Raw genomic sequence first — 24,249 nt, 5'->3', positions numbered from 1 at the left:
CTGGGTTCGCGCGTAGGCTCGCGGCAAGCAGACCTTGTGCCCAGGGGGGATCACGTTGAGCCAGCCAGCGACCCAGTCCGACTACCCGGACCACATTGATGCCGCTGTTCTGAAGATCGCCGGCGTCGTGGTGCTGGGCGCCATCATGTCGATCCTCGACATCACGGTGGTCAACGTCGCACTGCCGACCTTCCAGCTCGAGTTCGGCACACCCGAGGATCCGGTCACGTACGCGCACGTGGCCTGGACGGTCACGGCGTACACGCTCGCGCTCGCGACCGTGATCCCGCTGACCGGATGGGCGGCCAACCGGTTCGGCACCAAGCGGCTCTACATGGCCGCGATCTTCCTCTTCACCGCCGGATCCGCGCTGTGTGCCACGGCCACGAGCATCGACATGCTCATCGCCTTCCGCGTCCTGCAGGGACTGGGCGGCGGCATGCTGATGCCACTCGGCATGACGATCATGACCCAGGCCGCGGGACCGCACCGGATGGGCCGGCTGATGGCCATCCTCGGCGTACCCATGCTGCTCGGACCGATCCTGGGACCGATCCTGGGCGGCTGGCTGATCCAGGTGGCGAGCTGGCACTGGATCTTCCTCATCAACGTCCCGCTCGGCGCGATCGCGCTGGTCTACGCCTGGTTCGCCCTGGCCAAGGACCACGCTGAGCCGTCCGAGTCGCTCGACGTCCTCGGAGTGGCCCTGATGTCGCCGGGGCTCGCCCTGTTCCTCTTCGGTATCTCCTCGCTGCCCGCCGAGGGCGGTGACTTCACCGCGCCCCGGGTGTGGGTCTCGATCCTGGTCGGCGTGCTGTTGATGGCGGCCTTCGTCTGGCACTCCTTCCGGCCGGAGCACCCGCTGCTGGACCTGCGGCTGTTCCGCGACCGCAACCTCACCATCTCGATCATCACGATGTTCCTGTTCGCCGCGGCGTTCTTCGGCGGGCTGCTCCTGGTGCCGACGTACTTCCAGGAGATTCGCGGCGAGTCCACGCTGCATGCGGGTCTCCTGGTAGCACCGCAGGGACTCGGTGCCATGGTGACGATGCCGATCGCCGGGCGGCTGGTGGACAAGATCCCGGTCGGCCGGATCGTGCCCGTCGGTCTCGGGCTGATCGTCATCGGCATGTTCGGACTGACCCAGCTCACGGCGACGACGCCGTACCCCTTGATCATCGTCATGCTGGTCGTGATGGGCTTCGGGATGGGCGGCACGATGATGCCGCTGTTCACCACCGCGCTGCGGACGCTGCGCGGTCCCCAGGTCGCGCGCGGCTCGACCCTGCTCAACATCACCCAGCAGATCGCCTCGTCCTGCGGGGTCGCGACGATGTCGGTCATCCTCACCAACCAGCTCAACGACTCGCCGATCATCCCCGGTACGCAGAACGTCCCCGGGATGGGCGCAGGACTCAAGGAGACCCAGGCCGCCATCCTCTTCAATACCCAGCCGAAGAGCCTGATCCCGCTCCACATCGACCCCGCCGCCATCGTCCGCGGACTGGTCGAGGCCGCCGAGGCCTTCGCCAACACCTTCTGGGTCGCCTGGGTGCTGGTGACCCTGACCTTGATACCGGCACTGATGCTTCCCCGCAAACGCGCGGCCTCCCGCCCTGTCGACGAAGGCGCGCCTCCCGCGGTGGTCGACTGACCGCGGGCTAGCGACGACGTTCGGGCGGCAGCAGGCGCTGGGTCAGACGGAGAATCGACGACTCCGGGGCCTGCCAGACACTTCGGTCGACTGCTGACCAGGCGTAGGTCAGGGCGCCGGCTTCGATGCAGTCCAGCAGTCCCGGAGCCGCGAGTTCGTACGCCGACCACTCGTAGATCTGCTGCAGCCGCGGCAGGATCACGCCGAAGTCCAGCCACCGGCCGAGCCCGAGCTCGCCCTTGAGATAGGACTGCACACTGTCGCGAAGCGGATACTCGTCCGGCAGGACGCGCGACAACTGAAGAAAGATCCCGGCCATGCCGAGCCTCGGATCGCCCAGCAGCGGGGCGAGCGGACGCAGCCAGCCGAGTGCGATCCGAGGGGCCGCAACGAGCGTGTGCGTGTACAGCACTCGGCACAGTACGACGTTCATGAAGAAGCGCTCGGCGGCAGTCTCCGCCTCCGCCAACTCGCGATGCTCGAGGTAGCCGGCCACGATGCTTCCGTTGTGCGCGCGCCACCAAGCCCGAGCGGTCGGGTACTGCGCGAACGACAGCCAGTAGTCAACCGTCCGTGACGAGGCGGCCCCGGACAGATCTCCGCTCAGGGCCACAGCTTCACAACCGTCCCGCAGTACGCGCTCATTCACCGCCCGCCACCACGGACTGCCAGGACGGTCACCGAACAACGGCTGCAGTACGCCTCGCTGCAGCTCCCACTGCATCGCGGACATCGCCGCACGACGATACGGAAGATGACGAGGCGCCTTGCCGAAAGGGCCGTAGTAACACCGCTGCATCAGCGCAAGCCGGCCGGACGGATCGTCACGAACTGCGGCCACCTGCTGATCGGCCCACGCACCGGCAGTCATCCCAGCTGTCACCGGCTCAGGATCGCACCCACACCATCGCGCCGCACCAGCGCAGGACTTCAGCTGGTGTGCAGAGCGGTGGTGGTTTGCGCGACAGTCAGGCGATCGGTGGGGTCTTTGGCCAGTAGGGCTTCGATGATCGGCCGCAGCGGGCCGGCGTTCACGAAGGCGGCCGGCCGGGCTTCGACGACCGCTATCAGCGTGCTGAACGGGTCGCCGGCACCGAAGGGGGATTTCCCCTCGACTGCCGCGAACAGCGTCGCGCCCAGCGAGAACAGGTCGGATGCCGGGCCGACCGCGTCGCCGCGGGCTCGCTCCGGTGACATGTACGCCGGGCTGCCGGCCATGGCCTCGCTCGACAGCGTCTGCTCGTCGTCGACCGCAGTTGCGATGCCGAAGTCCATCAGGACAACCCGTCCGTCGTCACACAGCTGGACGTTCGCCGGCTTGACGTCGGAGTGCACCAGACCGGCCTGATGGACGGCCCCTAGTGCGTCGACCAGGTGCAGCGCGATCCGCCGTACGTCGGCAACCGGTAGCGGCCCGTCCGATGCCAGCGCGTCGGCCATGGTTCGCCCTGACAGCGGTTCCATGACGATCCAGTGATCGCCGGCGTCCTCGATGACGTCGTACACCTTGACCACACTGTGGTGCTCCACTCGTGCCACCGCACGCGCCTCGGCCAGCGCACTGGCGCGAACCTGCTCGGACTGGTGGCCGGGAAGCACCACCTGCTTGATCGCGACGCGCCGGCCGAGCAACTCGTCATCGGCCAGCCAGACCCTGCCCATACCGCCGCGGCCGAGCAACGTCATCAGGCGGTATCGACCAGTCACGAGGCGATCCGAGCCGACGACCGTCGGTGCTGACTCCACCGCAACTGTTGTCATGATCGCCTCCCTCTGCCGGTCTTCCGTGCTCCCTATACGGACGCCGAGCCATATCGGTTCGATGCTGCTTTGATCGTCCTCGTCAAACGTGCGCGGCACACTGTGGATGACCCCGGGTCGAACCCCGGATCTCCACTCACCACACCCTGAGTGGCATTGGATGCCTCCGGCAACCAACTCGACGGATGCCCGGAAATACGCCGGACTTCGTTTGAACCGACCGGCCACGGCACGCGTGTAGCCCCCCATAGACAGCACGGCGCGTCGACTCGAGACCGCCGTACCCATTGGGAGGGACAAGATCATGAGTAGTGTGACAAGGCGTCTCCGGCGAGGTCTGAGCGCCGCAGCCGCCGCGGCCATCAGCACCGGCATCGCCGTGAGCCTGGCAGGCACGGCATCCGCGACTCCGTCGAGTGGCGTCGTCATCGACACCGGCCAGCTGATCGTCACCGGAACGAACCACGCGGACAACATCACGCTGAGCGTGCCGGCAACCAACACGTCGGTTCTCGAGGTCGACTTCGGTCCTGGTACGACGAAGCGCACGGTCAACCGCAGCGACTTCACCCAGATCCTCGTCAGCAGCCGGGGCGGCAACGACGTCGTACGGATCGACTACGGCGCCGAGGTACAGCCGTTCACGATCATCGACACCGGCGACGGCAACGACTCCGCCTTCGGGGGCAGCGGCAACGAACTGTTCCGCACCGGCGCCGGCAACGACACGGTCGACGGCAACCGAGGCACCGACACAGCACTGCTCGGCAGTGGCCGCGATTCGTTCACCTGGGATCCGGGAGACGGCAGCGACGTGATCCAGGGCGGCCGCGACCAGGACACCATGGTGTTCAACGGTGCGGCCGCGGCGGAGAAGTTCGTTGCCGCCGCCAACGGTCCGCGACTGCGGTTCACCCGGGACGTGGGCAACATCGTGATGGACACCGACAACGTCGAGCGGGTCTCGCTGAACGCGCTCGGTGGCGCCGACACGGTCACCGTCGGCGATCTGCGCGGTACCGATGTCAAGAACGTCGATGTCGACCTCGGTGCGCAGCTCAACGCGAGCGGCGGCGACTCGGCAGTCGACGCTGTGACCGTCACGGGCACTGCCGGAAGGGACCACATCCGGGTGTCCGGCTCCGGCGGGGACGTGCGGGTGTCCGGACTGAAGGCCGACGTACGGCTGAAGGACGCGGAACCGACGGACCACTTGACGATCGACACGCTGGCCGGCCGTGACGACGTGAACACCCGGCGGCTCGCGCCCGGCACCATCGGGCTCAGCATCCTCTGATCGCACGACCCGGCGTCCGCCGTACGGCGGACGCCGGCCGCCCCGCAACGACACGACCATCCGACGCCCGGATCGCTACGAACGATGGCGGAATCCCGATGAAGCCCGCATGGAGTCACCACCATGAACCTCAGAATCCACATCCACCAGGCCTTCACCGGCGGCTGGTGCGCCGACATCGACGACGACCACGACCGCCAGCCCGACGACCCCTACTGGTGCGTCGACCAATGGCCCACCCTGCAAGACGCCATCACCGCCGCCTGCGTCCAACTGGCCGACCTCAAGGCATCCGTCCAGCGAACCCAACCGCCACCACGAGTCAGCGGACAGAGTGCTGTGTGACCTCGGCCTCCTGCCGTTGGCGCGTCCAACGATAGCTAGCTGCAGCGAGGGCGAGAAGACCGACGGTTCCCGCCGGGGGCGGACGCCGAGCCCGGTCATGGCAGCTCGACCTGCTTCTGCCGGGTGCGGGACAGCTGCGCGGCACCCGTCGCGATGACTACGACCGTGGTCGCGACGACCATCAGGCCGACGAAGGTCAGGAACGACGGCGCCATGTCCTTGCCGAGCGGCGCGATCATGATCGTCACCGGCAGGTTGGCCGTGGCGTGGAACAGTACGACGATCAGCAGGCTTCCACCGGTGCCGTTGTACATCCACGTGCACAGCACGGACATGCAGATCACGGACACGACGAAGGCGGCGAACAGGCTGATCGGATGAGACTCCTGCCCGGTCAGCCACAGCGGGAGGTGCCAGGGCCCCCACACCACGCCGATCAGGAGGCTCGCACGCAGGGCGCTCTGGCGGCTCTGGAGCCTGGGCAGGACGAAGCCACGCCAGCCGAGTTCCTCACCGACCGCGCTCCCAGGGAAGATCGAGAACACGAAGCCGATGAGTACTGCGACGACGGTGGTGTCGAGCGCCGGGCGGCTACCGCCCAGCAGGATGGTCAGGCCGAGCGCGATGGGTGCAAGCAGCGACAAGCCGATCACAGCGACGTACCAGCGAACTCCGACGCGTCCCTTGAGCAACCGGCCGAACAACCTCCGCACACCAGGCCTGCCGTGCAGCTTGGCCACGAACACCACAGCCAATGTCGAAGGCACCACGGTTCCCAACAGGATCAGGATGGCCCCCAGTCCCTTGGGCATGCTGTCCTGGAGGATGACCAGTGGTGCCCAGAAGGCCCAGGACAGTGCGTAGGTGAGCGCCAGGAACAGCCCCACCGGGTGGCGTCGTAGCAGGGTCGAAGAGTTGGACAGCGGTTCGCGCCGGGTCGTGGTCGACATCAGGGCTCCTAAGGTGAGGCTTCTCCCAGGACACCGCTCGACGCGTCCGTGGCCCAGAGTGCTGCTTGCACAGCCCCGGAGGGTTTCGGCACCGACCCCGGGACCTAGCCCTCCCCCAGGAGGTGAGGCCAGCCACCCCTTCCCTCAGCACAGCACCACCCGCAGACTGAGGAAGTGAGCGGGTGGTGGCCGCCTGGGCGGCGGCCGACCCGACGGCACTTGTGGGGGGACCTGCTGGTACTGGCGGGACTGATGGTGTTCGTCGGCGGGGTCTACCTCGTGGTCGTGGTTCTCGTGGGGAGGTTCGTCGGCCGCTCACACTCGCCCAGCCCCGCGTTGTCGGTGCTGGCCACGATCATCGTCGGTGTGGGATTCGAGCCCGTACGCCGGACCCTGCGCGGTTGGGCGAACGAGCTGACCCATCGCTCAGCGCCGTACGAAGTGCTCGCTCACTTCACGGCGGACAGCCAGACTCCGGCACGCATGGCGCAGGTTCTCGGTACGGCGCTGAACGCCTCGACCGTGGAGATCTGGCTGCTGGCAGGTGGCCGGATCCAGCTCGCCGCAGCCCATCCTGCCGACAACGACGCACCCACAGTGCCGCCGGATCTCACGGACCCTGTGCCTGGTCGGCACCTGCGAGCCGTACGGCACAGCGGCGACCTGCTCGGTCTGCTGGTCGTCGAGGAACGCGCCGATGAGCCGCTGACACCGGTGGACATCGAACTGCTCGACAGCCTGACGGCGCAAGCAGGTCTGGTCGTTCGCAACCTCGGGTTGACTGCCGCACTGCAGGACCGGCTGCGCGACGTCTCGGCCCGCGCGGACCTGCTGCGCGAATCCAGACGCCGGGTGGCCGAATCGGAGGACGTCGAACGCCGGCGGCTCGAGCGGGACCTGCACGACGGCGCGCAGCAACAACTGGTGTCGCTCGCGGTCAACCTCGGCCTGGCCCGCACCCTCGTCGGACTGCGTCCTGACCAGGCACGCGAGCACCTCCACACCTTGGACGTCTCGGTCGAGCAGGCGGTGACCGATCTGCTCGATGTCATCGGCGGGCGGCCCCGGCTGCTCGCGGAGACCGGGTTGACGGCGGCTCTCCGCGCGGCAGTCGAGACCAGTCCCGTCCCGGTCGAGCTCGTGAGCGCAGGGCTCGGGCGGTACCCGACCGAGGTGGAACACGCGCTGTACTACTGCTGCCTGGAGGCACTCCAGAACGCGGCCAAACACGCTGCCGCCCACGGAGTGGTGATCGAGCTGTACGGCGACAACCGTGCCGTCAGCGCCTGCATTCGCGACGACGGGAAGGGCTTCGCCACGGCGCCGGACAACGACGGCGGCCTGACCCATATGGCTGAACGCATCCATGCGGTCGGCGGAGTATTCACCATCAGCTCGGTCCCGCGCGCAGGTACGACGGTACGCGCCGAGGTTCCGCTCGCTGTTGTGAGCCGAGCGCCATGATGCCTTCGGCAACGACCCGTCTCGCCTGGTCGATGTTCGCCACGACCGCGGCGCTCGGGGTCGCCCACGGCGTCCTGGTCCTGTCCGGATCCAGCGGACTGATCCACGCGGACGCAGGCCTCAACGCGTTCCCGATGATCACCATCGGCTGCGTGCTGGGTGCGTTCGTCGGCGCCTTGATCGCCACGCGACTCCCCCGCAACCCGATCGGCTGGCTGTTCCTCGTCGGGCAACTCGGCACCGGTATCGGGCTCGTCTGTCAGGCCTATGCCTTCCGCGTCCTGGAGGACGGCGAGCTCGGATCGCAGTTCACGGGCCAGGTCGCCACCGTGCTGTCCTCCGCGCTCGGTGCCAGCTGGGCGCTGTCGGTGCTGGCAGCTGTCTTCCTGTTGTTCCCCGACGGATCCCTTCCGAGCAAGGCTTGGCGAGCTGTGTTGTGGGCGCTTCCGGTCCCGCAGGTGGTGGCGATCCTCAGCACGGTCCTGCTGGTCCCGATCGACACCATCACCTCGTCCGTCGAACTGAACCCGCTCGTGACCGCCATCGGCGCCGTGGCCGCAATCGTGAACGTCGCGTTGCTCCTCCTCGCCGTAGTGGCGCTCGTACTGCGGCTGCGCCGCGCCCGTGGTGAACAGCGGCAGCAGTTGCGATGGCTCACCACTGCGGCGTTCGCGCTCGTGGCCGGTTTCGTCCTCGCCCAGGTCATCAGCCTTGGTCCCGACGACGCGCAGGTGTGGAGCGTCGTACCGCTCTTCGTCGCCTACGCCAGCGTGCCGGTCGCCGCGGGCCTCGCGATCCTGAAGTACCGGCTCTACGACATCGATCTGGTCATCAACCGTGCGGTGGTCGCGGCCGTGGCCCTGATCTTCGTGACCGCCGCCTATGTCTCGGCCGTCGCGTTGCTCGGCGCAGTGATCGGTGGCCAGGTCTCGGAACAGTACCTGGTATCGGTGATCGCAACCGCCCTCGTGGCGTTGGTCTTCCAGCCTCTGCGGAGCGGGATGCAGCGCGTCGGCAACCGCGTGGCGTACGGACGTCGCGCCGCGCCGTACCAGGCTCTGGCCGATCTCTGCCGCCACCTGTCCCGGGCGGTGTCACTGGATCAGATCATGCCGGGCGTGGCCGAGGTGGCCGGACGCAGCGTCGGCGCCGAGCACACCGCGGTACGCCTGGCGGTGGCCGGGACCGACGACATCGTCGCGCAATGGCCCGGCCCAGCAGGCCTGTCGCGGATCGCGTATTCGGAGCCGGTCTGGCACAACGCACGGCAACTCGGCGAGATCAGTGTGAGTATGCCGGCCGGTCGGCAACTGTCGAGGGCAGATCGCACCCTGCTGACCGACCTCGCCACCCAAGCAGGCCTGGGACTGCGCAACGCTCAACTCGCGGCCCAGTTACAGGCCAGGGTGGATCAGACCGGCGTGCAGGCTGAGGAGCTCGACGCCTCCTGGCGGCGGCTCCTGGCTGCACAGGAATCCCAACGTCAACGGCTGACCCGAGCGGTCACTGTCGAGGTACTCCCCCATCTCGAACGCATCCGTAGTCAGCTGGCGAGGGCGGAGACCGACCCGGCCTCAGTCGGCAGCTCGTTGGATGAGGCAACGAACGCGACGAGCCGGGCGCTGGCGGCGCTGCGAGACGTTGCCCGCGGCGTCTATCCGGCGACGCTGACCAGGAGGGGGCTGGCTGCAGCCCTGAGCCTGTACGCCGCGCACGCCGGCGGGCGGGTCCTCGTGAGCATCTCGCCGACCGCCGAGCGAGCGCGATTCGACTCTCACATCGAGGCGGCGGCGTATTTCTGTGCTGTGGAAACGCTTCGGGGGCTCGGCGGCTCGGCGCTGCTCGAGTTACGGCTGGAGCGACGCGAGCTCACGCTCACCATCACCGCCACCGACGGCCGCGCCTCTCAGTGGGATCAGCCCGAGGTCGACCGGGTGCTGGCCTGCGGTGGAACCGCGGTCGTCGATTCCTCGGGGTCGGCGGTCATCCTGCGAGCGAGCATCCCCGTTGTGGGCAGAGAGCAGCCGACATGACCTTGCGGGTCGTCTTCGCCGATGACAACTACCTCATGCGAGAAGGCGTGTCCGCGCTGCTCGCCGGTGCGGATGACATCGACCTGGTCGGTCTGGCCATCGACGGCGAGTCGCTGCTGCAGGCGGTCGCCGAGCATCGGCCCGACGCAGTACTGACCGACATCAGGATGCCACCGACCCACACTGTCGAAGGCATCCACGCCGCGAAGCGGATCCGCGCGGACTTCCCGGAGATCGGCGTCGTCGTGCTGTCGCAGTACATCGAGGACGAGTACGCCCTGGAGTTGCTGCAGGACGGTGTGGCCGGACTCGGCTATCTGCTCAAGGAGCGGGTCGCTCAGGTCGACGAGTTGGTTCGCGCGCTCCAGGAGGTCGCCCGAGGCGGCTCGGCTCTCGACCCCTTGGTGATCGAGGAGCTGATCTCCCGCAAGTTGACCGATGCGGGTACGCCCCTGCTCGGCCTGACCGATCGGGAGCGTTCGGTGCTGCAGCAGATGGCGACGGGACGCAGCAACGCCGCCATCGCCAACGTGCTGTACCTGAGCGACCGTGCGGTCGGCAAGCACATCGGATCGGTCTTCCAGAAGCTCGGTCTGGCCGAGGAAAGCGAGACGAACCGCCGCGTTCTGGCGGTGCTCGCCTTCCTCAAGGCGAGTCGGGCCTCGGGGTGAAGGTGTCGACGAACTGTTTGATGCGGGGCAGTTGGGCCGGGTCGATGGTGTGGCCGCCGGCGAAGGGCAGGAGGTCCACGTCGGCCGATCGGCGGCGGAGCTGGGCGGTCAGCCGGGTGGTTTGTTCGGCGGTGGCCATGGGGTCGGTGTCGCCGTTGACGATGAGGACTCGCTTGCCTGCGAGGGCGTCGTCCGCAGGCTCGTCGGCGGCGAACGGGACCATCGCGGCCAGCAGTACCGCGCCGGCAAGGGACTCGGGATGACGTAGGAGGAGCGCGGATGCCATGTTGGCCCCGTTGGAGAAGCCGACCGCAACCCAGGACCCGGCGGGTACGTCGTACTTCTGCTCGGCAGCCGTGAGGAAAGCAGCCAACTCGTCGGCGCGCAGTCGCAGATCGTCCTCGTCGAAGACGCCTTCCCGGTGCCTGCGGAAGAACCGAGCCATCCCCTCCTCCGACACCGTTCCCCGCGGCGACAGCACGGGTGCGTCGGGCGCAAGGTACTGCCGCAGTACGAGCAGGTCGTACTCGTCTCCGCCGGTGCCGTGCAGCAACAGCAGCGGCGGCGCGGACGTACCCGGTTGCCAGACGTGCGGCCGCTGGAGCGGGTCCTCGCTCATCGGTCGACCTCGTCCGGGGCCGGCGGTACGCGCAGCGATGGCAACGAGGCCTGGATCTGCTCGCGGTTCGGTTCGAGCCAGGGCGGGAGCTTCAGATGCTGACCGAGTTCCAGCAGCGGTTCGTCGACGGTGAAGCCCGGCTGGTCGGTCGCGATCTCCAGCAGGACGCCGCCCGGTTCACGGAAGTAGATCGAGGTGAAGTACTGCCGGTCGAGGATCTCGGTGACCTGTACGCCGGCCTCGATCAGCTCGAGGCGCCACTTCGCCTGGGTCTCGCCATCAGGCGCGCGGAACGCGATGTGGTGAACCGTTCCGGCCGCCTGCACACCGCGCGAGGACGTGCTCGGCTGTACGTCGACCGCCGTACCCGCGGCTCCCCCGGACATCACGAACCGGGCGCCGTCGGCGGAGTCCTGACCATGCCGCATCCCCAGCATGCCCGCGAGCATCTCGGCGGTCGGGTCGAGCAACTGCTCCGTCATGGTGACCGAGAAGAGGCCGCGAACGGCGTTGTCGAACGGGATCGCAGCGACGCCGTCCCAGCCGGACCGGGTGTCACCGTCGGAGGCGACCAACTCGATCACGAGGCCGTCGGGATCACGGAGCCGCAGTACCTCCTCGTCGGAGCGGGCGACCGGCGCGTCCGCGTCGACGCCGAGGCTCTGCAGCCGCTGCTGCCACCAGCCGAGCGACTCCGGCGGCACGCTGAACGCGGTCGCCGTGGTGAGACCGGTGCCCTGCCTGCCGTACGGCGCTCCCGGCCACGGGAAGAACGTCAGGAGCGTCGACGGCCGGCCCGAGGAGTCGCCGTAGTACAGGTGATAGGTGTCCGGGGCGTCGAAGTTGACGGTCCGCTTGACCAGGCGGAGGCCCAGCACCGTCGTGTAGAAATCGACGTTGCGCTGTGGATCCTCCGCGATCGCGGTCACGTGGTGCAGCCCGTGCGGTGCGACCGAGTCAACCATTGCTGTGCCCTCCCAGTCCGCAGACCCGGGACGGCGTCGACCGCCCCTCCTCGACACTACGACTGGATGTCGCTCACCACTACGGGCCGACGGTTCACAGCACGTAGAAGCCGGTGACAGCAGTCGGGAGGAGGCCGACGATGAGCCACAGCGACAGCAGCGAGCGCCGGAAGATCGCCAGGATGCCGGCCGCGGTGAGGAGGCCGATGACGCCGGACATGATCCACAGGCCGACGCCCTTGCCGTAGTCGGTGTCCGCCACGCCGATGCTGTAGACGGCGAGCGTGACGGCGGGAACGCTGCCGACGTGGAAGAGGATGGCCGAGACGACCCATCGCTGGACCGTCTCGATGTTCATCGGAGCTCTGCGGCTCCTGGTGCGCCTGGTCGCCATGGCTCAAGTGTACGCGAATGGTTAGTGCACTAACTATCTTGCGGACGTGACGTTGCACTCACGGCCGCCGTCGCTCGTGGCAGGTCGCGCACCGACCGTGACGCCAGTGTCGCCAGGGCGACCACGATGTACGCCACGCCGGCGATCACCATGACGCGCTGGACGCCGAAGGCCAGCCCGATCGGACCGAACAGCAACTGGCCGACCGGGATCGCCACGAACGAGCCGAGCATGTCGTAGGAATAGGCGCGCGAGAGCATCTCGTCCGGCACGTGCTCCTGCATGGCGAGGTCCCAGCCCAGACCGAAGACCTGGCTGCCGAGGCCGGCCAGGAAGGCGCCGATCATCGCGGCCACCAGCACGGGCTGCAGGCCGAGGACCAGCATCGGGATCCCGTTCAGAGCCACCGCGGCCATTCCCCACAGCAGTGGCCTGCGGAAGGAGATGCGGATCAGGACCAGCGAGCACACCAGGAAGCCGACCGCCTGGGCCGACCGGATCAGCCCCCAGCCGGCCTCGCCGATATCGGTTTCGGTGGCGAGCACCGGGCCGAGGGTATTGAACCCGCCGCTGCTGATCGCGTTGAGCAAGGAGAACGAGGCGACGACGACCCAGAGCCAGGTGGTACTGCGGAAGTACGTCCACCCCTCGCGCAGGTCGGCGATGGCGCCCCCGCGCTGCTGCCCGTCGGCCGGGCGAGGGATGCGGACCTGCGTGAGGACAAGCATCGCGAGCAGGTACGTCGCGCCGTCCACGGCCAGCGCCCATCCGGGTCCGACGACGGCTACGAGCACCCCACTCACGGCCGGGCCGAGCACCATCAGTGCGTTCTCGGGCACCGCGAGTACGAGGTTCGCCGGCTTGAGTTGATCGCGCGGGACGAGCTGAGGCATCACGCCTGCCAAGGCCGGCATCCCCGCTGCCGTGGCGGTGCCGTTGAGCGCGGCGAGCGCCGCCAACTGCCAGACCTCGGCGGTGCCGGTGATCACCAATGCGGCCGTTGCCAACTGGCTGAGCCCGGACAGGACGTTGCTCAGCTGAATCACCAAGGTCCGGCCGAATCGGTCCGCCAGTACGCCGCCGGCCAGCAGGAAGACGACCATCGGGATGCTGTAGGCGGCCAGGACCGTGCCGAGAGCCGTCGGCGAATCGCTGACCTCGAGCACCGCGAACGCAAGCGCGACGCCGGCCATCGTCGTCCCGGCTCTGTCGATGAGCCGGGACAGCCAGTAATACCGGAAGTTCCGCTCGCGCAGCGGGGCGAGCGCCGAGCCTTCCTTCATGACCGCGGCTTCTTGGTCATCTGGAACGTCCAGGACGTGGCGCTGACATGCACCGTGCCCGGTGTCCGCGGTGGCTGGTTATTGTCGTGCATCAATCCGGACGCCTCCATCAGCAGTTCGCGCACCCGCGCCCAGACCTCAGGCGGCACCCATCCGTCGAGGTCGCTGAGATGGTTCGGCGACTTCGGCTTGCGCTGGCTCATCCGTCGCTCCAACTCGCGACCCAGCGCGCGCACCTGGGCGATCCGGCTCTCCGTGGTGATCGGAGACCGAGGCTCTCCTGGGTCCTCGTGGGGATAGCGGTACCGCTTCGCGACCCCACCGCGGATCCGCTCCTCCCCCGCCTCCACGATCGTGCCCGACTCGAGCAGGATCCGCAGATGGTACGACGCGTTCGCATGCGTCAGGTCAAGCTCCCGGGCCACCTCGGCAGCACTCATCGCCGTACCGGTCAGCAACGACAGAATCCGCAGCCGGACCGGATGAGCCACCGCGCGCAGCTCCTTGACATCGTCCTCAGTCATCTCACTCCCCAACAACCCTTGGGGAGCACAATGCCTCAGGACCCACCGAACCGTCAAACACTTATTGGGCAGTCTTCACTGTCGCAGCGGGCGGCTACTGTCGGGTCATGGTCGAACTCGTGGTGCATGCTCCGATCACTGCCGTCTCTGTCTATCCGGACCGGGCTCGGGTCACTCGGCGCGGCAAGATCGGTGTGCCGGCGGGCGATCAGACGGTGTACGTCGAGCCGCTGCCGCTCGCGTTGCAGGAGGATTCGGTGAGGGTCTCCGGCCGCGGAGCGGCCACCGTGCTCGGCGTCGATCTGGCGATGCGCCACCATCCGCAGGCGCCGGACGAGGCTGTGGCCGAGCTGGAGCGGCAACGCCGCGAGGCTCAGAGCGACGTTTCGGAATTGAGCGACGCCGATGACGTCCAGGCCCAGCTCGACACGTTCCTGGCACAGCTGGCGCGTCGAGCCGGCGGCAGCTTCGCGAAGACGCTCGCTTCCGGCGGGACAGTCGCCGAGGTGGGCGGGTTCACCGAGTCGCTCGCCGCGCGGCTGACCGCCGTACGGACGACGCGCAGGCAGCTCGCCACGCAGCGGCGCGAAGCCGAGGAACGCGTCGCCGCCGCCGACCGACGGCTTGACGCGGTCGCACAGCAACGCACTCCCGACCGCCGCTCCGCTGCCGTCGCACTGGCCCTGGACGCCGCGGCCGAGGTGGAGATCGAGCTGTCGTACGTCGTGCCGCTCGCCGGCTGGACCAGCGCCTACGACATCCGGCTCGTGGGCGATCAGATCACGCTGAGCTGGTACGGCCTGATCACCCAGCACACCGGCGAGGACTGGCCCGAGTGCGACCTCACGCTGTCGACGGCCCGGCCGGCGAGTGCCGTGAAGGTGCCTGAGCTCGACCCCTGGTACCTCGATCGCTTCCACCCGCCGGTACCGACCGCCGTCGCTGCGAGTCGTGTGCCCACTCGGGCCTCGTTCACCGAGCAGCTCCAGTCAGCCGAGGCGCCTGCCTTCGTCGAGCAGCAGGCGGCCGTCGAGCAGGGCGTGACTGCCGCGGCGTACACCCCGCCCCGGCCGGTCGCCGTACCCGCAGACGGCGCCTCCCACCGCGCGACCATCGCCTCGATCGGCCTCGGGGCCGAGTTGGACTACATCACGACGCCCGTCCGGTCAGCCGACGTCCATCTGCGGGCCACGGTCGTGAACTCGTCCACGCACACGCTGCCCGCCGGGAAGGCCGCCGTCTTCCACGAGGCGGACTTCGTGGCCTCGGCCGCGCTGCCGATGTGGGCCCCCGGCGAGGATGTCGAGCTTGCACTTGGCCTGGACGACCGGATCCGCGTCGAGCGGAAGCTGGTACGCCGTACTGCGACCAAGGCGACGCTGGGATCGACGCGCCGGCGCGAGGTCGAATACGAAACCCGGATCGAGAACCACACGCCACGCGCCGCCCGCGTCACGGTGCTCGACCAGTTGCCGGTAGCGCGCGACCACGAGATCACCGTCAAACCGACCACCACCGAACCGGAGCCGGCCGAGACCACGGACCTCGGCGTCATCACGTGGAAGCTCGACCTGGCCGCCGGCCAGGAAACCAAGATCAAGCTCGGCTTCCGGGTCGACACCGGGAAGTCGGTCGAACTCACCGGATGGCGCGAATAGTCAGTGGATCGGAGGACTCGTGGGCAAGTCGAAGGTGGCGGATGTTGAGCTGTCGGTTCGGCCCTTGGACGTGGATACCTGGCCGGCGTTTGCGCGGCTGGTCGAGGCGAACAACGGCGTCTGGGGCGGCTGCTGGTGTGTGGGCTTCCACGCCAAGCTGGGCAAGGATCGGACCGCGGCGCAGAATCGCGACGAGAAGGAGCAGCGCGTTCGCGAGGGCCGCACCCACGCGGCGCTGGTGTTCGCCGATGACCAGTGCCTCGGCTGGTGTCAGTTCGGCTCCCCCGACGAGTTGCCGGAGGTCAAGAGCCGACGGCTGTACGAGAAGGGCCTGACGACCCTGCCGGAATGGCGCATCACCTGCTTCTTCACCGGCAAGGGTCTACGTGGTCGCGGAGTCGCCGACGCGGCGCTCGGCGGGGCGCTGGCCGAGATCGCCCGCCTCGGCGGCGGCACCGTCGAGGGCTACCCCGAGGAGACCGACGACCGGAAGGTGTCGGGATCCTTCCTGCATACCGGGCCGATGGCCGCGTTCGAGAACCAAGGATTCACGCGCACCCGACCGATCTCCCCCCATCGCTGGGTCGTCACCCGCACAGTCCCCCCAGCCTGATCGGAGGACCCCGCCGTGCGGATGTGACAGAGGTCATAACCGGGAGCTGGATTGTTGTGAGCAACTCAGGTGTTCTGGGTTTCGATGCGCAACTCAGCTACCTGCCGAAGGACGTCTGCATGACCGCCGTCGATCTTCCCGCGACCACCTCCGCGCCAACCCGCCGTACCCTCAGCCGCCGAGCCAGCTTCTGGGTCGCGGCAGCGGTCGCGGCCATCAGCCTGTGGACGAGCGCCGCGCCGACCACGACGTACCCGCTCTACGCCTCGACCTGGCACCTCACTCCCACCGCGACCACCGCGATCTTCGCCGTGTATCCGGTCGTACTCGTCGCGTTCCTGCTGATCTTCGGCCAAGTCTCTGACTACATCGGCCGCCGGGAGACGATGCTGTACGGCGTCGGCGCGTTGCTGTTCGGCGTACTCCTCTTCGCCGTCGCCCCGTCGGTCGGCTGGGTGTACGCCGGCCGCGCCTTGATGGGGGCCGGTGTGGGTCTGGCGCTGACTCCAGCCACCGCTGCCGCGGTCGAGTTGAGCGCCCGCGGCAAGGCGAGCCGGGCCTCGTCCATCACGACGGCAGCGACTGCGCTCGGACTGGCCCTGGCGACGACCGTCGGCGGCGGGCTGATCGAGTACGCGCCGGCACCCCTGCACCTGGACTTCTGGGTGCTGCTCGCAGTGATCGCGATGGTGTTCGTCGCGGTCTGGCGGATGCCTCGGCACATCAAGGACGAGAACCAGGCCCGCTGGCGGCCGCGCCCTATCATCGTTGCCAAAGGCATCCGAGTGCTGTACCTGGCGGCGGCCCTCGCAGTCACCGCGGCCTACGCGTTCGGCTCGGTGTTCCTGGCGCTCGGTGCCGAGATCATCCGTGATCTGGTTGGCACCGGCAACATCTTCGTCATCGGCCTGCTGCTGGCGATCTTCTCCGCCGCGACGGGCGTAACGGCGATCGCCGGCCGCCGGTTCCCGGCTAGCCGGCTGGTGCCGGTCGGCGCCGTTCTCACTCTTGTCGATCTCGGTCTGCTCGAGCTGGCGTCGACCGAGCACTCCCTGCCGTTCTTCGTCGCCACAACGGTCGTCGGAGGTACAGCGTACGGGCTGCTCTTCTCCGGTGGACTCGGGCTGATCGCCACCCACGCGCCCACCCACCACCGTGGCGGCACCGTCGCGGCCGTCTACCTGGTCGCCTACCTCCTGCAAGGGGCGATCGCGCTGACCCTCGGGCTCGTGGCGACCGCCTCGGGGTTGAGTACGGCGCTACTGCTCGGAGTGACCGTCATCGGTACGCTGGCATTGCTGGTGATCCTGGCCGCCGGCCTGCTGGCGGCGCGCAGCCGCGGTCCGGCGAAGGAGGCCCGATGACTACCCAGCCGAACTGCTCGATCGCACGGACGCTCGACCTGGTCAGCGATCGCTGGACCTTCCTCATCCTGCGCGAGGCGCACCTCGGTACGACTCGGTTCGCCGACTTCCGCGACTACCTCGGCATCGCCCCGAACATCCTCGCGAACCGGTTGGCCGCGATGGTCGAGTCCGGCCTGCTGGAGAAGCACGAATACCGCGCCGACGGCGAGCGGACCCGTTCGTCCTATCACCTGACCCCGGCCGGCGAGGACCTCAAGCTGGTCCTCGCCTCCCTCCAGCAATGGGGCGACGCCCACGTCCCCCGCAAGGCCGGCCCCACCGTCCTACGCCGGGACCAACGTTCCAGCGACCTGGTGAACGTTGCCTTCACCGACCCGAACGGCAACGCCGTACCAACTGAAGACGTCACCTTCGAACCAGTCCCCAAAGGCCCCGCCGACCGAACCAACTGGCGCTGACAGCCCGCCCAGGTGTCGATCTGGGAACTTCCGGCGCAGATGTGAACTTTTGGGCGTGAATGTTGCTCTGATCAATTGAGAGGAGCTAGCCATGCGCCAGATTCGGATCCGCCGGAGGCCGGTACGACCTCGCAGGGACACGCAGCAGCTCGACCTCCGCACGCCGTCAGGCCGGACGCTGCCCTTCTAACCGGCGGCAGGCCTGCAGTAGAAGCTGATCGGCGACGCGTATGTCCTCATGCGCCGACAGCTCTGACCCCGGTCTGGGGGTGTGAGAAAATTCGCCATGGGTGCCGACCACGGTTGGGTAGCCGAGCAGGTGCAGGTCGATGGCAGGTCGGTGTACTACCGGCGCAGCGTCGGCGGGAGTGGCGTGCCCGTCGTACACATCCACGGCTTCGCAATCTCCGGTTCTTATCTCATGCCCACGGCCCGCCTCCTGGCCGGCCGATGGGTCAACGTGGTGCCCGACCTGCCGGGCTACGGCCGCAGCGAGAGACGCGACCAGGTGCTGGACGTTCCCGCGCTCGCCGGCGCGCTGCTGGCGATCCTCGACGCGCTGAACATCGAACGGGCAGTGCTGGTCGGGAACTCGATGGGCTGTCCGATCGGCCTCGAGGTGGCGCACGAGGCACCTGAGCGCGTCCACCGACTTGTGCTCGTCTCCCCCGCTGGGGGCATTCAGAACCGGCCGCTTCCCCGCGCGCTCCGCCAACTGGCGCTGGACGTGATGCGCGAGAGCCCAAGGATGGCGCCGATCGCGCTGCCGGACTACCTGAGGTTCGGACCGGTCAACGGTCTGCGCCTGTTCCACGAGCTGACCCTGTACCCGTCCCTGGAGCGGTTGCTGCACACCCCCGTCCCGACGTTGGCCGTCCTCGGTGGCCGGGACCCGCTGATGCCTCCTCCGTCCCGCGTCCACGAGGTGGGCCGGCTCGCTTCCCAGCACCTGGCGGTCGTGCTCGTCGAAGGGGCGGCGCACGCGGTGAACTTCAACCACCCCGAGGAACTGGCGGAGGTGATCGAGGCCTGGCTGGACGGCGCGCTGCTCGCCCGCGACACACGACTGCCTGCCGGTGTGCGCGTGATCCACGGACGCCCCGATCCCATCTGAGATCAGTGGTGGATCGGTGTCTTCACCTGTCGCAAAGGGCGGACGACTTCCAGGCCGGCGCGTTCGGCGATGATTTCGGCGCAGATGGAGACGGCGGTTTCCTCGGGGGTCAGCGCGCCGATGTCGAGGCCGATCGGGGCGTGCAGGCGGGCCAGCGCCGCCTCGGGGACGCCTGCGGAGCGAAGGCGTACCAGCCGATCGCTGTGGGTGTTGCGGCTACCCATGACACCCAGGTAGCCGACCTCGGTGCCCAGCGCCGCGACGATCGCGGGTACGTCGAACTTCGCATCGTGCGTGAGGACACACACCGCGTCGCGTGGCGTCAGGCTCGCACCGATCCGGATGAGCAGTCGCTGGGGCCAGTCGACGATCACCTCGTCGGCCTGCGGGAATCGGGCCCGGGTGGCGAAGATCGGACGTGCATCGCAGACGGTCACGGCGTACTTGAGCAGCTTGGCTGCCTGTGTCAGCGCGGCCGCGAAGTCGACGGCGCCGAAGATGATCATCCGCCGCGGCGCCGTGAACGATTCGATGAAGACAGTCAGGTCGGTCCGCTCCGGCTCGCCGTGCCGGCCGAAGTGCCGTACGCCGGTCAGCCCCGCGGCCAACGCACCCAGTGCGTCCCTCTCCACCCGGTCGTCCAGCGCCGCGTCGCCCAGGCTTCCGGTCCGCTCCCCCTCCGCCGTGATCAGCAGCTTGGCACCGGTCGCCGGGCCGTCGACCACGGTGACGAGGACGACGGGCCGCCGTGTCCGCAGCGCCTCGGCGAGTTCGGCGTACACGCCCGTCACCAGTCGAGCGGCTCGACGAACACATGGATCGTGCCGCCACAGGTCAGGCCCACGGCGAACGCCTCGCCGTCGGAGTACCCGAAGGTGTGCACGGACCGCTCACCGGTCTTGAACACCTCCTCGGCGGCGGTGACCAATGCACCCTCCACGCAGCCACCAGACACCGAGCCGGTCACCTCCAGCCGATCGTTGACGGCCATCGCGGCGCCCGGACCGCGCGGCCCGGAACCCTCCAGGTCCACGACCCGGGCGAGTACGACGGCTCGACCGTCGGCTCGCCACCGGTCGATGTCGTCGAGCAGATCCCGCATTCACCGCCTCCCTTCCGGTACGTCGAAACTAGCCCCGATCGGCCCTGTGGGGGCCTGCGATCGATTGGTCGGTGCAGTTCCCGCCTGCGCACCTAAGGAATGGCTTAGGTAGCCGTTGACAGTGGGGTGCCGGCGCGGTGCCATCAAGGTATCCGCGTCGACGAAGGAGCCCGGCATGCAGGTTCCAGCACCATTCGAGTACGAGCGCGCCACCAGTGTCGACAACGCCGTCGAGCTCCTCGACCGGCTCGGCAGTTCGGCCCGCCTGATCGCCGGCGGGCACAGCCTGCTGCCGATGATGAAGCTCCGGCTGGCCAACTTCGAGTACCTGATCGACATCAACGAACTGCACGACGAACTCGGCCGGATCACGGTGACGCCCGACGAGGTGCGGGTCGGCGCGATGACCCGGCACCGCGAGCTGCTGGAGTCGGCCGATCTCGCGGAGCTGTTCCCGATCTTCGCCGACGCCGAACGAGTGATCGCCGATCCGGTGGTCCGCAATCGCGGGACGATCGGCGGCTCGCTCTGCCAGGCCGACCCGTCCGAGGATCTGTCTGCGGTGTGTACGACGCTGGACGCGAGCTGTGTGATCCGGGGACCGTCCGGAACGCGGGTGGTCAGCATGGACGAGTTCTACCGTGGCCCGTACGAGACGGCCGTCGGTGACGACGAGATCCTCACCGAGGTGCGATTCCCGGTCCGGCCGGGCGGCTCCAGCGCGTACTACAAGGTCGAGCGCCGAGCCGGTGACTGGGCGGTCGTGTCTGCGGGCGCCGCGGTCTGGATCCGGGACGGCGTGATCGCCGACGCGCGGGCCGGGCTGGCCGCGGTGGGACCGAACACGACCGGTATCCCGGCGATCTCCGAGACACTGCGCGGCAACCCACCGTCCGAAGAGCTGTTCCGGCAGGCCGGCGAACTGGCCGCGGCGGCGAGTGAGCCCGTCACCGACATGCGCGGCAGCACCGAGTACAAGCGGCACCTCGCCGCAGAGCTGACCACCCGAGCCTTCCGAACGGCGGTCCAGCGGTACGACGAACGCTCCGGACAAGGGAGGGCATGACCATGCAGGTGACGATGACCGTCAACGGCGAAGAGGTCTCGGCCGAGATCGAGGGCCGCACGCTGCTCGTGCACTTCCTCCGCGATCACCTCCGGCTGACCGGGACCCACTGGGGCTGCGACACCAGCAACTGCGGCACCTGCGTGGTCTGGATGGACGACGAGCCGGTCAAGTCGTGCACCGTCCTGGCCGCGATGGCCGGCGGCCACGACGTACGCACGGTTGAGGGCCTGGAGACCGAGGACGGCCTGGACCCCGTTCAGCAAGGCTTCATGCAGTGCCACGGACTGCAGTGCGGCTTCTGTACGCCGGGAATGATGATGACCGCCCGAGCGCTGCTCGACCGCAACCCGGACCCGTCCCCGCAGGAGATCCGCGAGGCGATCTCGGGCCAGATCTGCCGTTGCACCGGTTACGCGACCATCGTCCGCTCGATCCGCTGGGCCGCGACCCACCCCGACGGTGCGCAACCCGCCGACGCCGCGGAACCCGCGCCAGAGACCGCCGGGAGCCCCGCATGACCGCCACACCGACTCGCCCGACCGAGACGTTCGACAACAACGACCAGAAGCCGCTCGGCCACGGCCGGATGCTGCGCAAAGAGGATCCACGCTTCATCCGCGGCCTGGGCAAGTACGTCGACGACATCCAGCTGCCCGGCATGCTGCACCTCGCGGTCCTGCGCTCACCGATGGCGCACGCGCGGATCGCGAGCATCGACGTCACTGCCGCTCAGGCCCATCCGAAGGTGAAGGCCGTCATCACCGGCGCCGATCTCGCCGCCCAGGGCCTCGCCTGGATGCCGACGCTCTCGAACGACGTACAGGCCGTGCTGGCCACCGACAAGGTCCGGTTCCAGGGCCAGGAGGTCGCGGTCGTCGTCGCCGAGGACCGGTACGCCGCCCGGGACGCGCTCGAACTGATCGACGTCGACTACGACCCGCTGCCCCCGGTCGTGGACGCGCGAACCGCACTGGCGGCGGACGCGCCGGTCATCCGCGACGACCTGGAAGGCAAGACGGACAACCACTGCTTCGACTGGGAGACCGGCGATGCCGCCGCGACCGAGGACGTGATGTCGCGGGCCGATGTCGTCGTGAAGGAGGACATCGTCTACCCGCGCGTCCACCCCGCGCCGATGGAGACCTGCGGATGTGTCGCGGACTACGACCGCGTCGACGGCAAGCTCACGCTCTGGACCACGAGCCAGGCACCGCACGCACACCGGACCGTCTACGCACTCGTGTCCGGCCTGCCCGAGCACAAGATCCGGGTGATCGCTCCCGACCTCGGTGGCGGCTTCGGTAACAAGGTCCCGATCTATCCCGGCTATGTGTGCGCGATCGTCGCGTCGCTCGTGCTCGGCAAACCGGTCAAGTGGATGGAGGACCGGTCGGAGAACCTCACCAGCACCGGCTTCGCCCGGGACTACATCATGCGCGGCGAGATCGCGGCGACCCGGGAGGGCAAGATCCTGGCGATCCGGACCAACGTGCTGGCCGACCACGGAGCGTTCAACGGTACGGCGGCTCCGGTGAAGTACCCGGCCGGATTCTTCGGGGTGTTCACCGGCAGCTACGACCTCGAGGCGGCGTACTGCAAGATGACCGCCGTCTACACCAACAAGGCGCCGGGTGGTGTCGCGTACGCCTGCTCGTTCCGGATCACCGAAGCGGTCTATCTGGTCGAGCGGCTGGTCGACTGTCTCGCGTACGAACTCCAGATGGACCCGGCCGAGCTGCGGCTGCGGAACTTCATCCGGCCCGAGCAGTTCCCGTACCAGAGCAAGACCGGCTGGGTCTACGACTCGGGCGAGTACGAGAAGACCATGCGGCTGTCGATGGAACTCGCCGGGTACGACGAACTCCGCCGCGAGCAGACCGAACGCCGGGCCCGGGGCGAACTCATGGGCATCGGCGTCTCGTTCTTCACCGAGGCGGTCGGCGCCGGCCCCCGCAAGGACATGGACATCCTCGGCCTCGGCATGGCCGACGGCTGTGAACTGCGGGTCCACCCCACCGGCAAGGCCGTGGTCCGGCTGTCGGTGAAGACGCAAGGCCAGGGGCACGAGACGACGTTCGCGCAGATCGTCGCCGAGGAGATCGGCATCCCGCCGGACGACATCGAGGTGGTGCACGGCGACACCGACAACACGCCGTTCGGTCTCGGCACCTACGGCAGTCGCTCGACCCCGGTCTCCGGCGCGGCCGCCGCGCTGGTCGCCCGCAAGGTCCGCGACAAGGCCCGGATCATCGCGTCCGGCATGCTCGAGGTCTCGGTCGCGGACCTGGAGTGGACCAAGGGTTCGTTCCACGTCAAGGGCGACCCGGGCACCGCGGTCACCATCCAGGACATCGCGATGCGGGCGCACGGCGCCGGTGACCTTCCCGAAGGCATCGAGGGCGGTCTGGAGGCCCAGATCTGCTACAACCCGGAGAACCTCACCTATCCGTACGGCGCCTATATCTGTGTCGTCGACGTCGATCCCGGCACCGCGGTGGTCAAGGTACGGCGCTTCGTCGCGGTGGACGACTGCGGGACGCGCATCAACCCGATGATCATCGAGGGCCAGGTGCACGGCGGCCTCACCGACGGGGTCGGGATGGCCCTGATGGAGATGATCGCCTTCGACGAGGACGGCAACTGTCTCGGCGGATCGCTGATGGACTACCTGATCCCGACCGCGCTGGAGGTCCCCGACTGGGAGACGGGCTACACCGTCACTCCGTCACCGCACCACCCGATCGGCGCGAAGGGCATCGGCGAGTCGGCCACGGTCGGGTCACCGGCCGCCGTCGTCAACGCCGTGGTGGACGCACTGAAGCCGTTCGGCATCCGGCACGCCGACATGCCGCTGACACCGTCCAGGGTCTGGGACGCCATGCAGGGCCGGCCGCGGCCGCCGGTGTGA

General features: G+C 68.4%; 24 protein-coding genes. 14 read left to right on the top strand and 10 right to left on the bottom strand.

Going from position 1 to position 24,249, the window contains the following annotated elements; translation table 11 throughout:
* The first annotated feature begins 55 nt into the window (after positions 1 to 55).
* Entirely contained in the window at positions 56 to 1,654 is a 1,599-nt protein-coding gene (locus ACIBG5_RS23160) for a DHA2 family efflux MFS transporter permease subunit (RefSeq protein ID WP_396393543.1), read from the top strand.
* Positions 1,655 to 1,661: 7 nt separating this feature from the next.
* Here ACIBG5_RS23160 and ACIBG5_RS23155 read toward each other — a convergent pair whose 3' ends face one another.
* Positions 1,662 to 2,537 carry a hypothetical protein gene (locus ACIBG5_RS23155; protein WP_396393542.1) on the bottom strand — a complete coding sequence of 292 codons (876 nt, stop codon included), beginning with the start codon at positions 2,535 to 2,537 and terminating at the stop codon, positions 1,662 to 1,664.
* A 47-nt stretch (positions 2,538 to 2,584) separates the two neighbouring features.
* Entirely contained in the window at positions 2,585 to 3,415 is an 831-nt protein-coding gene (locus ACIBG5_RS23150; protein WP_396393541.1) for a serine/threonine-protein kinase, read from the bottom strand.
* Between the two features lie 304 nt (positions 3,416 to 3,719).
* Here ACIBG5_RS23150 and ACIBG5_RS23145 point away from each other — a divergent pair, with 304 nt between their 5' ends.
* Together ACIBG5_RS23145 and ACIBG5_RS23140 are read left to right on the top strand one after the other, a co-directional pair.
* Positions 3,720 to 4,712 (top strand): calcium-binding protein, encoded by a 993-nt coding sequence (locus tag ACIBG5_RS23145; RefSeq protein ID WP_396393540.1) that lies wholly within the window; start codon positions 3,720 to 3,722, stop codon positions 4,710 to 4,712.
* A 123-nt stretch (positions 4,713 to 4,835) separates the two neighbouring features.
* Positions 4,836 to 5,057, top strand: coding sequence for a hypothetical protein (locus ACIBG5_RS23140; RefSeq protein WP_396393539.1), 222 nt, complete (start codon positions 4,836 to 4,838; stop codon positions 5,055 to 5,057).
* Between the two features lie 95 nt (positions 5,058 to 5,152).
* On the opposite strand, the gene ACIBG5_RS23135 is transcribed toward ACIBG5_RS23140, so the two are convergent.
* Positions 5,153 to 6,007, bottom strand: a complete 855-nt coding sequence (locus ACIBG5_RS23135) for a CPBP family intramembrane glutamic endopeptidase (RefSeq protein WP_396393538.1) — start codon at positions 6,005 to 6,007, stop codon at positions 5,153 to 5,155.
* A 174-nt stretch (positions 6,008 to 6,181) separates the two neighbouring features.
* On the opposite strand from ACIBG5_RS23135, the gene ACIBG5_RS23130 reads away from it, so the two are divergent.
* Genes ACIBG5_RS23130 through ACIBG5_RS23120 form a run of 3 tightly spaced genes read left to right on the top strand, consistent with a single transcriptional unit; the run spans position 6,182 to position 10,175 of the window.
* On the top strand, positions 6,182 to 7,471 hold the full coding sequence (locus tag ACIBG5_RS23130) for a sensor histidine kinase (RefSeq protein WP_396393537.1): 1,290 nt from the start codon (positions 6,182 to 6,184) through the stop codon (positions 7,469 to 7,471).
* Positions 7,468 to 9,504, top strand: coding sequence for a hypothetical protein (locus ACIBG5_RS23125; protein WP_396393536.1), 2,037 nt, complete (start codon positions 7,468 to 7,470; stop codon positions 9,502 to 9,504). Before ACIBG5_RS23130 ends, ACIBG5_RS23125 begins: the two co-directional genes overlap by 4 nt.
* Positions 9,501 to 10,175, top strand: coding sequence for a response regulator (locus ACIBG5_RS23120; RefSeq protein ID WP_396393535.1), 675 nt, complete (start codon positions 9,501 to 9,503; stop codon positions 10,173 to 10,175). Before ACIBG5_RS23125 ends, ACIBG5_RS23120 begins: the two co-directional genes overlap by 4 nt.
* Here the strand turns inward: ACIBG5_RS23120 and ACIBG5_RS23115 are convergent.
* The 5 genes from ACIBG5_RS23115 to ACIBG5_RS23095 all read right to left on the bottom strand — a co-directional run bounded on the left by ACIBG5_RS23115 (position 10,150) and on the right by ACIBG5_RS23095 (position 13,960).
* On the bottom strand, positions 10,150 to 10,794 hold the full coding sequence (locus tag ACIBG5_RS23115) for an alpha/beta hydrolase (RefSeq protein ID WP_396393534.1): 645 nt from the start codon (positions 10,792 to 10,794) through the stop codon (positions 10,150 to 10,152). The genes ACIBG5_RS23120 and ACIBG5_RS23115 overlap by 26 nt on opposite strands.
* A complete protein-coding gene (locus ACIBG5_RS23110; RefSeq protein WP_396393533.1) occupies positions 10,791 to 11,759 on the bottom strand; it encodes a ring-cleaving dioxygenase in 969 nt (322 codons plus the stop codon). The genes ACIBG5_RS23115 and ACIBG5_RS23110 overlap by 4 nt, the downstream gene beginning before the upstream one ends.
* A gap of 94 nt (positions 11,760 to 11,853) precedes the next feature.
* Positions 11,854 to 12,153, bottom strand: a complete 300-nt coding sequence (locus tag ACIBG5_RS23105; protein WP_396393532.1) for a hypothetical protein — start codon at positions 12,151 to 12,153, stop codon at positions 11,854 to 11,856.
* Positions 12,154 to 12,182: 29 nt separating this feature from the next.
* Entirely contained in the window at positions 12,183 to 13,436 is a 1,254-nt protein-coding gene (locus ACIBG5_RS23100) for an MFS transporter (RefSeq protein WP_396393531.1), read from the bottom strand.
* Positions 13,433 to 13,960 (bottom strand): ArsR/SmtB family transcription factor, encoded by a 528-nt coding sequence (locus ACIBG5_RS23095; RefSeq protein WP_396393530.1) that lies wholly within the window; start codon positions 13,958 to 13,960, stop codon positions 13,433 to 13,435. Before ACIBG5_RS23095 ends, ACIBG5_RS23100 begins: the two co-directional genes overlap by 4 nt.
* Positions 13,961 to 14,067: 107 nt before the next feature.
* Between ACIBG5_RS23095 and ACIBG5_RS23090 the strand changes: the two genes are divergently transcribed.
* From ACIBG5_RS23090 to ACIBG5_RS23070, 5 genes are all read left to right on the top strand, one after another.
* The gene (locus tag ACIBG5_RS23090) at positions 14,068 to 15,618 is read left to right on the top strand and encodes a mucoidy inhibitor MuiA family protein (protein ID WP_396393529.1); all 1,551 of its coding nucleotides are present in this window, start codon (positions 14,068 to 14,070) and stop codon (positions 15,616 to 15,618) included.
* 19 nt (positions 15,619 to 15,637) lie between these two features.
* On the top strand, positions 15,638 to 16,231 hold the full coding sequence (locus ACIBG5_RS23085) for a GNAT family N-acetyltransferase (protein WP_396393528.1): 594 nt from the start codon (positions 15,638 to 15,640) through the stop codon (positions 16,229 to 16,231).
* Positions 16,232 to 16,287: 56 nt separating this feature from the next.
* Positions 16,288 to 17,595 (top strand): MFS transporter, encoded by a 1,308-nt coding sequence (locus tag ACIBG5_RS23080; RefSeq protein WP_396393527.1) that lies wholly within the window; start codon positions 16,288 to 16,290, stop codon positions 17,593 to 17,595.
* Positions 17,592 to 18,056, top strand: coding sequence for a winged helix-turn-helix transcriptional regulator (locus ACIBG5_RS23075; protein WP_396393526.1), 465 nt, complete (start codon positions 17,592 to 17,594; stop codon positions 18,054 to 18,056). Before ACIBG5_RS23080 ends, ACIBG5_RS23075 begins: the two co-directional genes overlap by 4 nt.
* Positions 18,057 to 18,327: 271 nt before the next feature.
* Entirely contained in the window at positions 18,328 to 19,170 is an 843-nt protein-coding gene (locus ACIBG5_RS23070) for an alpha/beta fold hydrolase (protein ID WP_396393525.1), read from the top strand.
* A 2-nt stretch (positions 19,171 to 19,172) separates the two neighbouring features.
* Here the strand turns inward: ACIBG5_RS23070 and ACIBG5_RS23065 are convergent, their stop codons facing one another.
* Both ACIBG5_RS23065 and ACIBG5_RS23060 read right to left on the bottom strand, forming a co-directional pair.
* Entirely contained in the window at positions 19,173 to 19,952 is a 780-nt protein-coding gene (locus ACIBG5_RS23065; protein WP_396393524.1) for an XdhC family protein, read from the bottom strand.
* Positions 19,953 to 19,957: 5 nt separating this feature from the next.
* Positions 19,958 to 20,272 (bottom strand): XdhC family protein, encoded by a 315-nt coding sequence (locus ACIBG5_RS23060; protein ID WP_396393523.1) that lies wholly within the window; start codon positions 20,270 to 20,272, stop codon positions 19,958 to 19,960.
* A 175-nt stretch (positions 20,273 to 20,447) separates the two neighbouring features.
* Here ACIBG5_RS23060 and ACIBG5_RS23055 point away from each other — a divergent pair, with 175 nt between their 5' ends.
* Genes ACIBG5_RS23055 through ACIBG5_RS23045 form a run of 3 tightly spaced genes read left to right on the top strand, consistent with a single transcriptional unit; the run spans position 20,448 to position 24,249 of the window.
* Positions 20,448 to 21,338 (top strand): FAD binding domain-containing protein, encoded by an 891-nt coding sequence (locus ACIBG5_RS23055; protein ID WP_396393522.1) that lies wholly within the window; start codon positions 20,448 to 20,450, stop codon positions 21,336 to 21,338.
* Positions 21,335 to 21,859, top strand: coding sequence for a (2Fe-2S)-binding protein (locus ACIBG5_RS23050; protein WP_360447431.1), 525 nt, complete (start codon positions 21,335 to 21,337; stop codon positions 21,857 to 21,859). Before ACIBG5_RS23055 ends, ACIBG5_RS23050 begins: the two co-directional genes overlap by 4 nt.
* Entirely contained in the window at positions 21,856 to 24,249 is a 2,394-nt protein-coding gene (locus tag ACIBG5_RS23045; protein ID WP_396393521.1) for an aerobic carbon-monoxide dehydrogenase large subunit, read from the top strand. The genes ACIBG5_RS23050 and ACIBG5_RS23045 overlap by 4 nt, the downstream gene beginning before the upstream one ends.

This window comes from Kribbella sp. NPDC050241 (assembly GCF_044459685.1).
Taxonomy (GTDB): Bacteria; Actinomycetota; Actinomycetes; order Propionibacteriales; family Kribbellaceae; genus Kribbella.
The sequence above is the reverse complement of the archived record's forward strand: the minus strand, read 5'-3'. Positions and strand labels throughout refer to the sequence as shown.

What these genes read in the sequence shown, in the direction of transcription:
- ACIBG5_RS23095 (WP_396393530.1), bottom strand. Translation starts at nt 13,960, where the DNA reads ATGACTGAGGACGATGTCAAGGAGCTGCGCGCGGTGGCTCATCCGGTC.
- ACIBG5_RS23110 (WP_396393533.1), bottom strand. Translation starts at nt 11,759, where the DNA reads ATGGTTGACTCGGTCGCACCGCACGGGCTGCACCACGTGACCGCGATC.
- ACIBG5_RS23120 (WP_396393535.1), top strand. Translation starts at nt 9,501, where the DNA reads ATGACCTTGCGGGTCGTCTTCGCCGATGACAACTACCTCATGCGAGAA.
- ACIBG5_RS23135 (WP_396393538.1), bottom strand. Translation starts at nt 6,007, where the DNA reads ATGTCGACCACGACCCGGCGCGAACCGCTGTCCAACTCTTCGACCCTG.
- ACIBG5_RS23075 (WP_396393526.1), top strand. Translation starts at nt 17,592, where the DNA reads ATGACTACCCAGCCGAACTGCTCGATCGCACGGACGCTCGACCTGGTC.
- ACIBG5_RS23150 (WP_396393541.1), bottom strand. Translation starts at nt 3,415, where the DNA reads ATGACAACAGTTGCGGTGGAGTCAGCACCGACGGTCGTCGGCTCGGAT.
- ACIBG5_RS23050 (WP_360447431.1), top strand. Translation starts at nt 21,335, where the DNA reads ATGACCATGCAGGTGACGATGACCGTCAACGGCGAAGAGGTCTCGGCC.
- ACIBG5_RS23115 (WP_396393534.1), bottom strand. Translation starts at nt 10,794, where the DNA reads ATGAGCGAGGACCCGCTCCAGCGGCCGCACGTCTGGCAACCGGGTACG.
- ACIBG5_RS23140 (WP_396393539.1), top strand. Translation starts at nt 4,836, where the DNA reads ATGAACCTCAGAATCCACATCCACCAGGCCTTCACCGGCGGCTGGTGC.
- ACIBG5_RS23045 (WP_396393521.1), top strand. Translation starts at nt 21,856, where the DNA reads ATGACCGCCACACCGACTCGCCCGACCGAGACGTTCGACAACAACGAC.
- ACIBG5_RS23125 (WP_396393536.1), top strand. Translation starts at nt 7,468, where the DNA reads ATGATGCCTTCGGCAACGACCCGTCTCGCCTGGTCGATGTTCGCCACG.
- ACIBG5_RS23060 (WP_396393523.1), bottom strand. Translation starts at nt 20,272, where the DNA reads ATGCGGGATCTGCTCGACGACATCGACCGGTGGCGAGCCGACGGTCGA.
- ACIBG5_RS23100 (WP_396393531.1), bottom strand. Translation starts at nt 13,436, where the DNA reads ATGAAGGAAGGCTCGGCGCTCGCCCCGCTGCGCGAGCGGAACTTCCGG.
- ACIBG5_RS23145 (WP_396393540.1), top strand. Translation starts at nt 3,720, where the DNA reads ATGAGTAGTGTGACAAGGCGTCTCCGGCGAGGTCTGAGCGCCGCAGCC.
- ACIBG5_RS23055 (WP_396393522.1), top strand. Translation starts at nt 20,448, where the DNA reads ATGCAGGTTCCAGCACCATTCGAGTACGAGCGCGCCACCAGTGTCGAC.
- ACIBG5_RS23090 (WP_396393529.1), top strand. Translation starts at nt 14,068, where the DNA reads ATGGTCGAACTCGTGGTGCATGCTCCGATCACTGCCGTCTCTGTCTAT.
- ACIBG5_RS23105 (WP_396393532.1), bottom strand. Translation starts at nt 12,153, where the DNA reads ATGGCGACCAGGCGCACCAGGAGCCGCAGAGCTCCGATGAACATCGAG.